We start from the raw sequence: 16,945 nt of genomic DNA, 5'->3' as shown, positions 1-16,945 counted from the left end.
AAGGCATCTCAAATAAAATTTGAGATGCCTTTTTCTTTTGATCTAAATTAAAAAATTATTTACTCGGAATATTTTCTAATATTTCTTTCACAAAACCCCAATACTTTTGAGCAGAAGAAATACTAGCTCTTTCATCTGGAGAATGTGCTCCCAAAATAGTAGGACCAAAAGATATCATATCCATATCTGGATAATTCTGACCTAGAATACCACATTCCAAACCAGCATGACAAGCAGCAATATGTGCCTTTTCGCCATTTATTTTTTGATACAATTCGTCCAATACTTTCAGTATAGCAGAATTCATATTTGGCGCCCAACCTGGATAATCTCCATCTGTTGTAACCTCGCATCCAATTAACTCAAAAGTTGCTCGTAACTTATTTACCAAATCTAATTTAGTAGAATCCACACTGCTTCTGGTTAAACACTCAATCTTAATATCGCCATTACCAATAGTCACTTTTGCAATATTATTGGACGTTTCTACTAAGTCAGAAATAGATAGACTCATAACATACACACCATTATGAGCTGCATATAAAGATTTTAAAACACCTTCTTGAACACCTAATTCCATTACATTACTAGGTAAATCAACTTGTTTCAATTCTATTGATAAGCTTGGATCAACCAAAGAAAGTTCTTTCTTTATTGTAGTTATTAATTCAGAAGTCTCAAATTCAAAAGCTTCAGCTTGTATCGTATCAACCACTATCGTTGCAAAACTTTCTCTAGGAATTGCATTTCGTAAACTCCCTCCTTTGATTTGATGAATTCTAAGCCCAAAATCCTCAAAACCATCAAATAACAATCTATTCATAATTTTATTAGCATTCCCTAACCCTTTATGAATATCCATTCCAGAATGCCCTCCATTAAGACCAGTTACAGAAACTTCATATGCTGTTTTTCCTTCAGAAACCTCCTCTTCTTTATAAGTTCTTTCTGCTGTAACATCTACTCCTCCTGCGCACCCAACTCCTATTTCATCATCCTCCTCAGTATCTAAATTTAATAAGATATCTCCTTTCAACCAATTAGGTTTTAACCCCATTGCTCCAGTCATCCCGGTTTCTTCGTCGATTGTAAACAAAGCTTCTATAGCTGGATGTGATAACTCATTAGATTCTAAAATAGCCATAATAGTAGCCACACCTAATCCATTATCTGCTCCTAAAGTAGTTCCTTTAGCACGCACCCAATCACCATCTATATGCATTTCAATTCCCTGTGTATCAAAATCAAAAACTGTATCAGCATTTTTTTGATGCACCATATCTAAATGAGATTGCATCACTACAGTTTTTCGATTCTCCATTCCTGATGTAGCAGGCTTTCTAATTAAAACATTCCCAACTTCATCTACTTCTACAGGTAATCCTAGAGATGCACCAAAATTTTTCATAAACGCAATTACTCGTTCTTCCTTTTTAGAAGGTCTTGGTACGGCGTTTAAATCTGCAAATTTATTCCAGAGTTCTTTAGGCTCCAGATTTCTTATTTCTGAATTCATGTGTGTATCGTGTTTTTGACAAATGTACATTATGATAATCTTAATTCAAATCATATATTAAATGTTGTAGATTTACAATCTGATATATTTCGTTATATGCACTCTAAAACAAAATTATACCTTACGCTCCTTCTACCGGTGCAGTTTATAATTATCAAAATTCTTTCTTTCTTTCCGGAATTTATAGATCGTTTTTATAGTAATGGAGTTTTTATATACACGTCCAAAGCATTACGATATGCGTTCGGTTGGATTCCTTTTTCTTTCGGCGATATAGGTTATAGCATTTTGATTATTCTTTTGATTCGTTTTTTATTTAAAAAAGTATTTAGAAAAAACATACAATGGAAAACAGTATTGTTAGATATCGGGGCTACTTTATCTATAGTTTATGCTGCTTTCCATCTATTATGGGGAATGAATTATTATAGATTGCCAATGCATGAAATATTAGGTATAGAAGACCAATATAGCGAAGAAGAACTTTTACTAGTTTCAGAGAAACTTATTGAGCGTGCAAATATTATACATTCCACTTTAGAAACAAACGATTCATTAGCTATAGTAGTTCCTTATAGCAAAGAAGAAATATTCAAAAAAACAGTTCCCGCTTATCAAACACTTAATCAAGTTTTTCCTGCTATTAACTATTACCCAAAAAGTATAAAAAAATCTTTATTAAGTATTCCTTTAACGTATATGGGCTTTAGTGGATACCTGAATCCCATAACAAATGAAGCGCAAGTTAACGGGCTAATTGTAAACTACAAAACACCAACTACCAGTTGTCACGAGGAAGCACACCAATTAGGCTTTGCAAAAGAAAATGAAGCTAATTTCATGGCGGCTTTAACTACTATGAATTATAATGATCCGTATTTTAACTACAGCGGAACCACTTTTGCACTTAAGTTTTGTCTTAATGATCTATACCTTAGAGATGAACAAAAAGCATTTTGCTTAATAGAAAAATTAAGACCCGGAATACGAAAAAATTATCAGGAGGTAAATGAATTTTGGATGAGTTATCAAAATCCTTTAGAACCCCTTTTTAAAAGTACTTATGACACATATCTCAAAGCTAACAACCAACCAAAAGGAATGGAAACCTATAGTTATGTTGTAGCTTTATTAGTAAATTATTATAAAGATAAGCTCTAATCTATTTATGATTATCTTATTTTAATTCGGCTATCGGTTGTTAAAAAATTACTAATTTGTAAGGTCTTTCTGTATCAAAAGTTATCTTTAAAACCAATTCATTTTTTACACTAACTCTTATGAAAAAACTATTTTTATCACTCTCTGTGATATTTATGGGATTTAATTTTTATGCTCAAGAATATTTCCCAAAAAATGATGGCGTAAAGACGTCAAATTCTAATTATACAGTTTTCACTAATGCGATTATTCACACATCTCCGGAAACTGAAATTAAGAATGGTACATTAATTATTCAAAAAGGAAAAATCAAACAAGTAGGTACTGCACTCTCTATTCCTAAAAATAGTATTGTAATTGATCTACAAGGAAAACATGTATACGCTTCCTTTATTGATCCTTTTACTAGCTTCGGAATTAAAAAACCTAAAAGACAAGGAGGTTCTTTTAGAAGCAATCCTCAATATGATGCTTCTAGAGAAGGATATTATTGGAATGACCATATCCGTCCAGAAACAAATTCATTAGATGATTTTACTTATGACAAGAAAAAGGCTGATGAATTTATCAAAGCTGGATTTGGAACATTAAATACTCATATGCCTGATGGAATTATGAGAGGAACCGGTTTATTAGTCGCTCTTAATAATGATGGTACCAAAGGTGATCGTTTATTAAGTGATGCATCATCACAATTACTTTCTTTTTCTAAAAGTAATAAAAGCAAACAAATGTACCCTACATCACTAATGGGTTCGATGGCACTGCTAAGACAAGTATATTTAGATGCTAAATGGTACACCACTAATAATACAGATTATAAAGATCTATCCATAGAAGCTTTGAATAAAAACAAAAACTTACCTCAAATTTTTGAAGCAGGAAGTAGAATTAATGGTTTTAGAGCCGATAAAGTAGGTGACGAATTTAATATTCAATACATCATCGTTGGTGGTGGTGACGAATATGCTAGAATCAATAAAGTAAAAGCTACCAATGCCAAATATATAATTCCGCTTGATTTTCCAGAAGCTTATGACGTATCTGATCCCTATATGGCTAATCTAGTAAGCTTAGGTGATATGCGTCACTGGAACCAAGCACCGACAAATCCATCTATTTTGGCTAAAAATGGAGTTCAATTTTCACTAACTACACACAAACTAAAAAAGATTGCTGATCTCAATGCAAGAATCGAAAAAGCAATCAAGCACGGATTAGACAAAAAAACTGCATTAGAAGCGTTGACTACAGTTCCTGCTCAAATCTTGGGTAAAAGTGATGTATTAGGAACTATTAAAAAAGGAGCTTATGCCAATTTCTTAATTACCAGTCAAGAATTATTCTCTAAGGATAATATTATATATGAAAACTGGGTACAAGGGCATAAGAATATTATTAATGACATGAATACTACAGATATTAATGGTAAATATGAATTGACTCTTGCAGGAAAAACATATGATCTATCTATATCTGGCAAACCGGCTAAACCAAAAGCAGAAATAAAACTGGGAGAAACTAAATTAGGAAGTAAAATTAGTTATACTAATGATTGGGTATCTCTCACTTTTACCGATGCAGATACCACAAAAACTCAATTTACTAGGCTAGTCACAGCCATCAATAAAAATCCGAAATTTTGGAGTGGTAAAGCAATTCTTCCAAATGGATCAGAGACTACTTTTACTGCTAAACAAAAACCAAAAGAAGGAACCAAAGATGCTAAAAAGAAATCTAAGGATAAAAAAGAAGTACCTAAAGTACTTCCTGTAACCTATCCAAATATTGCTTATGGTAATAGGTCACTTCCAAAATCCGAAAACATACTATTTAAAAATGCAACAGTTTGGACTAACGAATCTGATGGGATTCTAAAAGATACAGATGTATTAATTAAAAATGGAAAAATTGCTGGAATCGGAAAAAATCTCAATGCTGGGAATGCCAACGTTGTTGATGCTACAGGAAAGCATATAACTAGTGGTATCATTGATGAACACTCTCATATTGCTGCAGCAGCAATTAATGAAGCAGGACATAATTCTACCGCAGAAGTAACTATAGAAGATGTTGTCTCTCCTGATGATATCAATATGTATAGAAATCTAGCAGGTGGAGTAACTTCTATCCAAATATTACACGGATCTGCTAACCCTATTGGTGGTAGATCAGCAATCTTAAAACTAAAATGGGGAGAAAGTGCAGAGAACCTTATTTACGATAATTCACCTAAGTTTATCAAATTCGCTTTAGGAGAAAATGTAAAACAAAGTAATTGGGGAGATGCCGAAAGAATACGTTTTCCGCAAACTCGTATGGGGGTAGAACAACTATATATTGACTATTTCACACGTGCCAAAAGATATGAGCAACAAAAAAATAGCGGAAAACCATATAGAAAGGATATCGAAATGGAGACCTTAGTAGAAATTTTAAACGGAAAACGTTTTATTAGCTGTCATTCATATGTACAAAGTGAAATTAATATGTTAATGAAAGTGGCTGAAAAATTCAACTTTAGAATCAACACGTTTACCCATATTCTAGAAGGTTATAAAGTAGCAGATAAAATGGCTGCGCATGGAGTTGCAGGATCTACATTTTCGGATTGGTGGGCTTATAAATATGAAGTAAATGATGCAATTCCTTACAATGCGACTATTATGCATAATGAAGGTGTTCTTGTTGCAATTAATAGTGATGACGGCGAAATGTCACGAAGATTAAACCAAGAAGCTGCTAAATCAGTAAAATATGGAGGTATTAGTGAAGAAGAAGCTTGGAAGTTTGTGACACTTAATCCAGCAAAAATGCTACATATTGATGATCGTGTAGGAAGTATCAAAATAGGCAAAGATGCAGATCTGGTATTATGGACAGATCACCCGCTTTCTATTTATGCGAAAGCTGAAAAAACAATAATAGAAGGAGCTGTATATTTTGATCTGGAAAAAGACAAAACCAACAGGAAAGCTATCGCTGAAGAGCGAAATCAATTGTCTACAATGCTTCTGAAGGCTAAAAACAGTGGCTTAAAAACGCAGCCCCCAAAGAAAAAGGAAAAACAACATTTTCACTGCGATACCGTAGAACACATCCACTAAACACCAATTGAAAAAATGAAAAGTATATCATATATAATTCTGTTGCTAATTGTTACATTCGGAAATGTAACGGCACAACAGACTCCTGCTAAATCACAGACTAAAGCGATCTCTATTACAGGTGCTATCGCACACATAGGTAATGGCGAAGTAATCAATAATAGTATTATAATTTTCGAAAACGGAAAAATCACTAATGTTGGCATTAATGGAAGTATCCCTAGTAAAGGAGAGGTAATAGACGCATCCGGAAAACATGTTTATCCAGGGTTTATTGCTCCTAATTCTACTTTAGGACTTGTAGAAATTGGTGCTGTACGGGCTACTGATGATGATAGTGAGATCGGTGGTTTTAATCCACATATTAGAAGTATCATTGCTTATAATGCCGAAAGTAAGATCGTAGAAAGCATGAGACCTAACGGTGTTTTAATTGCACAAACAACACCTCGTGGCGGATGGATTTCTGGGACTTCTACCATAGTGCAATTAGATGCCTGGAATTGGGAAGATGCAGCAATTAAGACGGATGATGGGATTCATATGAATTGGCCTAGTCCTTTTACCAGAGGAAGATGGTGGTTAGGTGAAGACCCTGGTTTTAAGCCAAATAAAAAATATCAAGAACAAGTAACGGCACTTACTGATTATATGAATCAGGCAAAAGCAACTATAAAATCTGATGTGAGTAAAGAAAACTTACCTCATCTTTCCATGAAAAATATTTTTAATGGTTCACAAACCCTATTTATTCATGTTAGTGCTGAAAAAGCCATTTTAGATGTGTTGAGTTTTGCAAAAAAACAAGGATTAAAAAAGGTAGTTTTAGTAGAAGCGGATGAAGCATATAAAGCGGTTTCACAATTAAAACAACAAAACATTCCTGTACTATTAACCAGAACGCATTCTACACCAAATTATGAAGATGATGATTATGACTTACCATATAAAAATGCAAGGTTATTAATGGATGCAGGTGTATTAGTCGGTTTGCAAAATACTGGCCAAATGGAGCGAGCAAACGCTCGTAATCTACCTTTTCAGGCAGGAACTGTGGCAGCACACGGTTTAGACAAAGAAAAAGCAGTTCAATTAATAACTGGTAATAGTGCCAAGATACTAGGTATTGATGATATCGTTGGAACTTTAGAAGTGGGAAAAGATGCTACTCTTTTTATAAGTATTGGTGATGCATTAGATATGCGAACTAATCAATTAGAAAAAGCATTTATACAAGGACGAGATATAAGTTTAGAAAGTCATCAAACTAAATTATGGAAACGCTATAGTGGTAAATATGGAAAATAAATAAAACGTTTATTCATTAAAATAAAAAAGAGGCGCTAAAATAAGCGCCTCTTTTTTATTTTAAATTCCAAGCTTGGACATTTGATGTTTGCTTTTATATTTAAGCGCTACCGTAACTCTTACGGATTCATATATTTCGTCTTCTCCTCTTGATCTCCAAAATGTTTTCACACCTTCTTTTACTAGCCAAGAAAGTGATGGTGTATATGTAGGTCTAGGAACTAAATGCATCGATGCTGACGCCTCTAACGCTTCTGCGTACATTTCTGCTGCCAAATCACCCAATTGCTCAGTTACATCATGTTCTGAGATTGAATTTTTAGGATAAAAAAAGTTTAAGATTTCTACGACCATTTGGTCATTACTGATAGAACTCATTGAATAAGGTATTAAGAGATTAAAAACTTGTAAACTATTTTGTTTACACAAAAATCAAAAAAAATAACTTCTAATCACACCCTGTTTTCAGTGAAATTCAACACCTTATATCCAAGTAAACTAATTTCTAAATTCTTTCATATCGTGTAAAGCACTAACCAACATATTTACATGATTGAGAGTACAACTCTCCCCCATAATACCTACTCTCCATATTTTCCCTGCAAAATCACCTAATCCTCCTCCTACTTCGATATTATAATCGTTTAGTAATTTTTTTCTTAGTAATGCTTCATCATTTCCTTCTGGTAGAAAAACTGCATTTAGATTAGGTAATCTATATTGCTTTTCAACCAAATACCTAAACCCTAAGGATTCTAGTTTTGTTTTTAAAACCTCATGTACTTCTTTATGTCTTTTCCATCTGTTTTCTAAACCTTCTTCTAATACTATTCTCAAAGATTCTCTTAAAGCATATACCGAAGAAACTGGTGCAGTATGATGATATGCCCGTTTGGCACCACCCCAGTAGTTTTTAACCAAACTTAAATCTAAAAACCAACTTTGCACTTTTGTTTTTCTATTCTCTAATGCTTTTAGAGCATTATCAGAAAAACTCACTGGTGATAATCCTGGTGGAGCACTTAAATTTTTCTGTGTACCTGTATAGATAGCATCTATATTCCAATCATCTACTTTTAACTCTATACCGCAATATGATGTTACTGCATCTACCATTAATAATCCGCCAGCATTATGAACTAAATCACTAATCTCTTTTATCGGTTGCAAAGCACCAGTAGAGGTTTCTGCGTGTACTAGTGCTACTAGTTTTGGTTTTTTACATATATCCAACGCTTTTTTTACATCTTCTGGAGAGACCACAGTTCCCCAAGCTACTTCAACTTTATGTACTTTGGCTCCACATCTTTCGGCAATATCGGCCATTCTACCGCCAAAAACTCCATTTACACAAATAATAACCTCATCGCCTGGTTCTAACAAATTTACCAAACAAGTTTCCATACCCGCACTACCAGGAGCAGAAACAACAAAAGTCATATTATTTTTAGTCATAAAAGTATTTTGTACCATCGTTTTGACCTCATCCATAATAGTTACAAATTCAGGATCTAAATGACCTATTAATGGTGTAGACATTGCTTTAAGTACTCTTGGATGTGCATCTGATGGTCCTGGTCCCATCAAAATCCTATTACTTGTTGTAAGTTCTTTATACATAAAATTAGTTTTGCGTGTGTTACTATATCGTTTTCGTAAATAGAATTAGATAAAGGATATAAAATTAATTAATTCTAAAAATGTATCTGAATTGACTTTACAGTATTATTCCTAAAAAGGACATTATCAATGATTATTTCGTAATAAAGAATTAAATATATTATAGGATATTATCGATTTCATAAAATTGCACCTCTATTTTTATCAAAAAAAGTTTTCGATTTTCTAAAAAAACAAAGAGCTCTATTAGTTTGTAACTAATAGAGCTCTTTTAAGTTTTTTAAACCTTATAAGTTTCTAAGATCTATTCTGCTTCTTTTGGTTTACTAAATATAGTAAAATCCATTTTTTCTGAACTTGCTGACGCATTTACAAAATTTCTTTCGCTTTTAACTTCGCCTACAACCCCATCTTGATACTCTCTCCATTTTAACGTTTTTGGCAATAATAACCCATCCACGTCATTCCAATCAGAATATTCGATAAGACTAATTTTCTCACTACTTTCTTTACTAAAATACGTTACAGTATATCCTAAATATTTCATTCTATATGACTCATTATCATAGTATACAAAATAATTATCTTTCGGTGAATCACCAATCGCCTCTCCATAAGATATTTTATAACCAGGATACGACGTTTCTCCCACTTTAAGATCTTCTACTTTATCATAAGAAATACCATCATCTCCTAATACAAAAGGCATTGCATAAAAATAGAACATTAGATTATGATAAAACCTCGGGTTTCCTTTAAAATAAGTAGAATCTTGTTCAATCCAAGCTTCTTTCCCATCAAACCCTAATTGAAATTTATCCGTTTCTATACGAGCATGTCTAGTCTTAAGATCTGTAGTATGCTTCTCATTACCTTCTGGATTAGCTAGCTCAAAAACTAGAGAATTCTTTTCATCAAAAGATTGAATCCCTCCATGAGCCTTAAAAACGGAAGCTATATCAGTCGGAAAATCTTTAGAACGATCAACGATAGCAACTTCCTCTTTTTCTTCTACAATAACTTCTTTTTCTGTTTTGGGAGTTTCTTTACAAGAAAACAAAACACTTAAAACTAAAGTGGACAATATTATTTTTTTCATTTTTGAATGTTAGGTTATAGTTTAACTTTACAATAGTCGTAATGTATTTATAACCTTACAATTTATAATGAATTACTTCTTCTTTACTTTTTTTCCAACTTCATATATGTAGTTTTTATCAGAAAAAGTATAGTTACTAGTATTATACTTAAAAGTATTCACATCTGCTCCTTCTACAATTTCACCATGAAAAAAAACATAATTTATATCTTTTGCATACCCATAATCAAGTTCACTAAATGTTGCTGCATCAACTTCTTCGATTATTAAGCCTTGATAAAAAATCTGATCATCTATTTTTAAAAGAGAAGCATCTTCAAAAAAAGCAATTTCATTTCTATTTTTAAAAGGAAGCTTTACCAATTCTTGTATATAATCAGCGCCTCGATACGTAAGATAGAAATAAACATTCTTATCATCTCTTATATGAGAACTTGTGAGCGAAACTATTTCTGAAATATTGGCATCATCAATTTTTAATAAAGGTTCACCATATTGATAGTGATAAACTCCTTGAATATCCCTACAAAACTGATCATTAACAATGTCAAAAGACCCATGATCTACTTCTATGCATTTTTCATTATTGCGATAGATAAAGTTTTTATCCCTTGCAAAATCATAACTAAGCTGTTCATATGTCTTAGCATCTGCATCTTCGAGAATTTTAAAACCTTCTGCCTCTGAATCATCTAAATAATAAAGATCATCTATCAATATATAAACATGATTTTTATCTAATGGCATAAAACCAGACTTCACATCGAATGAAGCAACATCTACAGGAGTATTTATTATTCTAGATTTAAAATAAGCATGATTAGCATCCTTAGCATAATCTCTTCCTAGAACCTGAAAAGTAGGTAAATCCACTTCCATTTCATTCTTACCTAGTGAAAACCAATTTCCCATAGGGCTATATACGACACCCTTATCATCTCTACTGTAATAATAAGAATCTGATAATTCTTCATTTATTACTTTTCCGAAAGGATTAAAAAATCGATATACTCCATAAATACATAAAGCACCAATTGATACAAATAAAATAGCAACTATCATTATTATCTTTTTTACCATAAGATCAAAACTACAAAATGTCTTATACTCCAATCACCCTATAAACAGTGATTTAATAATTGCAAAAAGAAAATAATTAGGTTTTCTGCTTCTTTTTCTTAGCAGCTGGAAAGAGAACATTATTAAGAATTAAACGATATCCAGGAGAGTTAGGGTGTAATTCTAATTCCGTCTTAGGATCCCCTACTCTATGCTGATAGTCCTCTGGATCGTGACCTCCATAGAACGTAAAAAAACCTTTCCCTTTAATTCCATGAATATATCTAGCTTCGTTATTAGTTCGATTTTCTCCAAGAACTAATACATTCGATTTAATTTCACTAGGATCATATGCAGTTGTTTGCCCCATAAATCCTTTAACTAAGGCAGTATGATTCTGACAAAGCATCGTAGGGATTGGATCCCATTTTGCCGAAAAATCCATTAAAGTAAAGTAATCTGTTGTTTTAGAAATGCGTCGTTTTCTAGTCATATCGATGGAAGAAAACTCATAAACATTAGGACTACGTTCTAAGGTAAAATCTTTAAAAGCAAAGGTTTTATTATAATCGATTTTAGATTGATACCCAGGTTCACTCGGATCTCCATCAAACATTGGTTCACATATATCTACGTCTTCTGATGCCAGAGCTATCTCGAAACTATCTGTGGCACTGCACATAGCAAACATAAAGCCACCTCCTACTACATAATCTCTAATCTTAAGTGCTACACCTAATTTTTCTTGAGAAACCTTTTCATATCCTAACTCAAAAGCTAATTTTTCTGCATTAGCTTTTTCTTTAATATACCAAGGTGCTGCTCTATAAGATGCATAAAACTTACCGTATTGTCCTGTAAAGTCCTCGTGATGTAAGTGTAACCAATCATACAGAATAAGGTTATCTTCTAAAACTTCTTTATCGTATATTGTTTCATACGGAATTTCGGCAAAAGTTAAAACCATGGTTACTGCATCATCCCAAGGTTGGTTCCCTTTGGGAGAGTATACAGCAATTTTAGGAGCTTTTTCTAAAATAACAGCTTCCATATTTTTAGATGGACTGCTTATTTCTTCTAAAATTTCTTCTGTTTTTGTATTACTCAAGACTTCATAAGAAACGCCACGAATGGTACATTCTTTTTTAATGTCATCCGTATCCGGTAACAAAAACGATCCTCCTCTATAATTAAGTAACCATTTTACCTTTAAATCTTTACTAAGTGTCCAATAAGTAATTCCATATGCTTTTAAATGATTTTGCTGACCGTCAGCATCCATCGGAATTAATACATAAGAGGCATACGATTGAAAAGTAAATAAAAACAGTAATGTACAAATTAAAAATTTGCACTTTATTTTAGAAAGGAACATCGTCATCATCATTAGAGTCGTTTATGCTACTACCAAAAGCTTCATCGGCACTAGGAAGATGATTTGTACTAAAAGGATCTTCTTCTTCTTTGCCGTCATTCATTTTAGAATGAAATTCAAATGGAGTACTAAAGTCATCTAAGTTATCAAATTTACCTAAGTGACCAATAAACTTTAACCTAATATTTTCTAAACCACCATTACGGTGTTTCGCTACGATAAACTCTCCTTGTCCCTGAGTAGGAGATCTTTCCTCATCATCCCATTCATCAATTTTATAATATTCAGGTCTAAATATAAACGCAACTATATCCGCATCCTGCTCGATTGCTCCAGATTCCCTCAAGTCACTCAATAGTGGCCTTTTACTACCTCCACGAGTTTCTACCGCACGCGATAACTGTGATAATGCAATAACAGGAATATTCAATTCTTTTGCTAATGCCTTAAGGTTACGAGAAATTGTAGAAATTTCTTGTTCACGATTTCCATTTTTACCACTACCTCCTGCCGTCATCAACTGTAAATAATCAATAACAATCATTCTTATACCGTGCTGCGAAGAAAGACGTCTTGCTTTTGCTCGTAAATCAAAAATAGAAAGAGAAGGAGTATCATCAATAAAAAGAGGTGCTTTCTCTAGGTCTTTTACTTTTACGTTAAGTTGCTCCCACTCATGTTTTTCTAATTTACCAGTACGTAATTTCTCGGAAGAAAGACCAGTTTCTGAAGATATTAGACGAGTAATTAGCTGTACTGATGACATCTCTAACGAGAAAAACGCAACAGGAATATTGGCTCCAACTGCCATATTTCTTGCCATAGATAATGTTAAAGCAGTTTTACCCATACCAGGACGTGCTGCTACGATTATCAAATCACTAGGCTGCCAACCAGAAGTTAACTTATCTAATTTATCAAAACCAGAAGGAACTCCACTCATCCCCTCTTTATTAGATATTTCTTGAATTTTTTTCTTAGCTTGAATTACAAGATTTTGTGCAGTCTCAGTAGATCTTTTAATATTTCCTTGAGTAACTTCATATAACCTAGATTCTGCCATATCCAAAAGATCAAAGACATCTGTTGTCTCATCATAAGACTCTTCAATGATTTCATTAGATATTTTAATCAAACTACGCTGTATATATTTCTGCAAAATTATACGAGCATGAAACTCTATATGTGCCGAAGATGCTACCTTTTGAGTCAGTTGTATAAGATAGAATTCCCCACCAGCCAATTCTAATTTTGCATCTTTCTTAAGTTGACTAGAAACCGTTAATAAGTCTATTGGTTCTGAATTTTCGAAGAGTTTAAATATAGCTTCAAAAATATATTTATGAGTCTCTTTATAGAATACATCGGCATTGAGGATATCAATGATTTCATCAACTCCTTTTTTATCAATCATCATTGCTCCTAGCACAACTTCCTCTAAATCAGTTGCTTGAGGAGGTATTTTTCCTTTTTCCAGCGATATTACGTTCCCCCGACCATAATTAGATTGCTGAGCTTGTTGTACTTTTTCCATAACCACGAATGTAAAAAAATTGTAAAGAGCTGGGCCTTACACAAAGGTAATCAATGTCCACCAGTCTTCAACAAATGAACTGTTGATAACTTAATAATATTGTTAATAAGCACAAAAAAATCCGAAGTCATAAACTTCAGATTTAGATGTCAAGTGATTTATTAGGGGTTAGCCTTTGAAGACTCCCATATTGGCATATTTATCCATACGCTTTTCTACCAATTCTTCTGGTGATAAGTTTTTCATCTCATCGAAAGAAGACAAAATTTTGTCACGTACGGTCTTAAAAGTTTTTTCGCGATCGCTATGAGCACCTCCAAGCGGTTCTCTTACGATTTCATCTACAACCTTAAGTCTGGCACTATCTTTTGCCGTCAATTTCAATGCTTCTGCCGCAATTTCTTTTTGTTCCCAACTTCTCCATAATATAGAAGAACAGTTTTCTGGCGAAATTACAGAATACCAAGCATTTTCTAACATCAATACTTTATCTCCAACTCCTATTCCTAATGCTCCACCACTAGCACCTTCACCAATAATGATAACCGTGATTGGAACCTTTAGACGTGTCATTTCTAAAATATTCCTAGCAATAGCTTCTCCTTGCCCTCTTTCTTCTGCTTCTAATCCCGGATATGCTCCTGGAGTATCAACAAAACAAACAACAGGGATATTGAACTTTTCCGCACTTTTCATAAGACGAAGTGCTTTTCTATATCCTTCAGGATTAGCCATTCCAAAATTTCGATATTGTCTTGTTTTGGTATTATATCCTTTTTGCTGACCAATAAACATAAAGCTCTGATCACCAATTTTACCTAAACCACCAATCATCGCTTTATCATCTTTAACATTACGATCACCGTGTAATTCTAAAAAAGAATCTCCACAAATAGCATTTATATAATCCAAAGTATATGGCCTAGATGGATGTCTAGATAATTGTACTCGCTGCCAAGCAGTCAAGTTCTTATATATCTCCTTTTTAGTCTCGTTTAACTTTTTTTCAATTTGCTTACAAGTATCAGTGACATCAACATCACTTTCCGCTCCTATAGCGCAAGCTTTTTCAAATTGTTCTTCGAGTTCTTTTATGGGGAGTTCAAATTCTAAATATTCCATATCAAGAATATATTTTGTTTTTTTTAACTAGGGTTAGCGGACAAATATAAAACAATACTTGTTAAACTAGTATTAAGACCTTTGTCTTTTTATTTTTTTAAGATTTTTAAACACCCCATTTAGTACCACAGTCCCAAGTATAATAAGGGCTCCGTAATAAAATCCTGGATTCATTTTTTCTGAATCTCCAAAAATTAAATATGCCAATACAATTCCATAAACTGGTTCTAAATTTATCGTTAACATTACTGTATAAGGGCTTAAGTATTTCATAACCTGCACAGAACCAATAAAAGCATACGCAGTACAGAAAGAAGCAAGTATTATAAGAAATATCCAATCCGAAGTTGATAATTGAAAGAAACCAACTGTAAAACCATCGTTTTCTGCTCCTAAAAAAGACATCCCTATCAAATAAACGGTAACAAAACCTACTCCACTTAATAATTCATAAAAAGAAATCATCGATGGTGAATATTGCTGCGCAATCTTACCATTAATTAGTGAGAAAACAGAAGATAAAAAAGCTGAACATAATGCATACACAATCCCAAGAAAATAATCTCCTTCTACGTTAAAAATAATATAAAGACCTCCGATTACCATCAAACCAAATACAACTTCATACCAGATTAATTTCCGCTTATAGAAAATAGGTTCTAAAATAGATGTGAAAAATGCACCTGTAGATAAAACAGCTAGCGTTATGGAAACGTTAGAAACTTTTATTGCGGCAAAAAACGTGATCCAATGTAACGCTATAATACCGCCCGCTATACACAACGTGAATAAGAGTTTCCTTGATATATTTAAAGAAACTTTTCTAAAACGAATGTAAATGTAAATAAATCCTGAAGCCATTAACATTCTATACCACACTAAAGGTAACGCTTCAATGGAGATTAGCTCTCCTAGTATAGCGGTAAAACCCCAGATAAATACAATAAAATGAAAATGTAAATAGTTCTGAAGTTTAACGTTTGGCATTGTATAATAGATAAATTGCTAATATCCCAAAAGAAAAATTCGGAAACCATACAGCTACTAAAGGTGGGAAATCTGATTGATTAGCTAAAGTACCCAAAACCTTATCAAAAAAGATAAAGACAAAGGCTAACGAAATACCAACAGCTAAATTAACCCCCATTCCCCCTCTTCTTTTCATAGAAGAAACAGCTACACCAATAACAGTAAGTATAAAAGCTGAAACGGGAATACTCCATCTCTTGTAAGCCACAACTTTATATCGGTTTATATCAGAAGAACCTCTTTTGCTTTCTTTTTCGATAAATTTATTTAACTCCATATAATTTAGCGTCTCTGCCACATAAGTTACCGGAGTAAATTCATCTATATCAAAAGGTAAAACAGTATCTTTTTTTCTAGCTTTTTCTATAATATCCTTATCCTCTAAAACTGTACGTTTTACGAAATCTCTTAATTCATAAACGCTATCTTTTGAAGTAATAGTTCTTGCAGAAATTTTAGTAACTAATTTATTCCCATCAAAATACTCTAATGTGAAATTTGTTGCCTTTTTCTTAAGCGGCCTGAAATCACTGGCATATAAAAAGATACTATCATTTAATTGGCGGTATACATTTCTTGTTTCCTGAACTTTCTTGCCCTTTTTTAGATAGGTATATTTAAACTCATTAAATCCTTGACTTGCTTTAGGAGCTAAAAACAATCCCATCGCAAGGGCTCCCACACAAATCAAAATTGCTCCTATCATATATGGCCTAAGAAATCTCCAAAACGAAACTCCAGAACTTAAAAAAGCAATGATTTCCGTTTTATTAGCCAACTTAGAAGTAAACCAAATTACAGAAAGGAAAACAAATAATGGAAATAATAAATTCGCAAAATATATTGTAAAATCTAGATAATAAGAAACAACAGCTCCAAATGGTGCTTCGTGCTCCAATATATTATCTATTTTTTCAGAAAGATCAACGATAATCCCTATTGGAATAAACATAAGAATCATTGCAAAAAATGTACCCAAATAACGTTTAAGTATATACCAGTCTAATATTTTCAA

The 16,945-nt window shown here is 33.0% G+C and carries 13 protein-coding genes; 3 read left to right on the top strand and 10 right to left on the bottom strand.

The genetic code is table 11. The features are described 5' to 3' along the window. Nucleotides 1–55: 55 nt before the first annotated feature. On the bottom strand, nucleotides 56–1,516 hold the full coding sequence (locus tag BMY33_RS17090; RefSeq protein ID WP_091410818.1) for an aminoacyl-histidine dipeptidase: 1,461 nt from the start codon (nucleotides 1,514–1,516) through the stop codon (nucleotides 56–58). 96 nt (nucleotides 1,517–1,612) lie between these two features. Between BMY33_RS17090 and BMY33_RS17085 the strand changes: the two genes are divergently transcribed. From BMY33_RS17085 to BMY33_RS17075, 3 genes are all read left to right on the top strand, one after another. After that, nucleotides 1,613–2,677, top strand: a complete 1,065-nt coding sequence (locus tag BMY33_RS17085; RefSeq protein ID WP_091410816.1) for a DUF3810 domain-containing protein — start codon at nucleotides 1,613–1,615, stop codon at nucleotides 2,675–2,677. A 119-nt stretch (nucleotides 2,678–2,796) separates the two neighbouring features. Beyond that, nucleotides 2,797–5,784 (top strand): amidohydrolase family protein, encoded by a 2,988-nt coding sequence (locus tag BMY33_RS17080; RefSeq protein WP_091410815.1) that lies wholly within the window; start codon nucleotides 2,797–2,799, stop codon nucleotides 5,782–5,784. A 15-nt stretch (nucleotides 5,785–5,799) separates the two neighbouring features. Next, nucleotides 5,800–7,092, top strand: a complete 1,293-nt coding sequence (locus BMY33_RS17075; protein WP_091410813.1) for an amidohydrolase family protein — start codon at nucleotides 5,800–5,802, stop codon at nucleotides 7,090–7,092. 60 nt (nucleotides 7,093–7,152) lie between these two features. Here BMY33_RS17075 and BMY33_RS17070 read toward each other — a convergent pair whose 3' ends face one another. The 9 genes from BMY33_RS17070 to BMY33_RS17030 all read right to left on the bottom strand — a co-directional run bounded on the left by BMY33_RS17070 (nucleotide 7,153) and on the right by BMY33_RS17030 (nucleotide 16,945). Then, complete coding sequence (locus BMY33_RS17070) at nucleotides 7,153–7,470, bottom strand: hypothetical protein (RefSeq protein WP_091410811.1); 318 nt, start codon at nucleotides 7,468–7,470, stop codon at nucleotides 7,153–7,155. Nucleotides 7,471–7,590: 120 nt separating this feature from the next. Further along, on the bottom strand, nucleotides 7,591–8,712 hold the full coding sequence (locus BMY33_RS17065) for a pyridoxal-phosphate-dependent aminotransferase family protein (RefSeq protein ID WP_091410809.1): 1,122 nt from the start codon (nucleotides 8,710–8,712) through the stop codon (nucleotides 7,591–7,593). Nucleotides 8,713–9,016: 304 nt separating this feature from the next. After that, nucleotides 9,017–9,811 carry a DUF6503 family protein gene (locus BMY33_RS17060; protein ID WP_091410808.1) on the bottom strand — a complete coding sequence of 265 codons (795 nt, stop codon included), beginning with the start codon at nucleotides 9,809–9,811 and terminating at the stop codon, nucleotides 9,017–9,019. A gap of 72 nt (nucleotides 9,812–9,883) precedes the next feature. Then, nucleotides 9,884–10,873 (bottom strand): DKNYY domain-containing protein, encoded by a 990-nt coding sequence (locus BMY33_RS17055; protein ID WP_170837111.1) that lies wholly within the window; start codon nucleotides 10,871–10,873, stop codon nucleotides 9,884–9,886. Nucleotides 10,874–10,967: 94 nt separating this feature from the next. Further along, a complete protein-coding gene (locus BMY33_RS17050) occupies nucleotides 10,968–12,254 on the bottom strand; it encodes an asparagine synthetase B (RefSeq protein ID WP_425284230.1) in 1,287 nt (428 codons plus the stop codon). Beyond that, nucleotides 12,232–13,779, bottom strand: a complete 1,548-nt coding sequence (dnaB, locus tag BMY33_RS17045; RefSeq protein ID WP_091410803.1) for a replicative DNA helicase — start codon at nucleotides 13,777–13,779, stop codon at nucleotides 12,232–12,234. The genes BMY33_RS17050 and dnaB overlap by 23 nt, the downstream gene beginning before the upstream one ends. A 168-nt stretch (nucleotides 13,780–13,947) precedes the next feature. Then, complete coding sequence (locus BMY33_RS17040) at nucleotides 13,948–14,901, bottom strand: acetyl-CoA carboxylase carboxyltransferase subunit alpha (protein ID WP_091410801.1); 954 nt, start codon at nucleotides 14,899–14,901, stop codon at nucleotides 13,948–13,950. Between the two features lie 72 nt (nucleotides 14,902–14,973). Beyond that, nucleotides 14,974–15,888: a DMT family transporter gene (locus BMY33_RS17035; RefSeq protein ID WP_091410799.1), complete on the bottom strand. Its 915-nt coding sequence runs from the start codon at nucleotides 15,886–15,888 to the stop codon at nucleotides 14,974–14,976. After that, nucleotides 15,875–16,945 (bottom strand): LptF/LptG family permease, encoded by a 1,071-nt coding sequence (locus BMY33_RS17030; protein WP_091410798.1) that lies wholly within the window; start codon nucleotides 16,943–16,945, stop codon nucleotides 15,875–15,877. Before BMY33_RS17030 ends, BMY33_RS17035 begins: the two co-directional genes overlap by 14 nt.

The sequence above is a fragment of the Aquimarina amphilecti genome (genome assembly GCF_900109375.1).
In the GTDB taxonomy this organism is placed as follows: Bacteria; Bacteroidota; Bacteroidia; order Flavobacteriales; family Flavobacteriaceae; genus Aquimarina; species Aquimarina amphilecti.
Note: the sequence above shows the minus strand (reverse complement) of the source record. Positions and strands in the feature narration are given on the sequence as shown.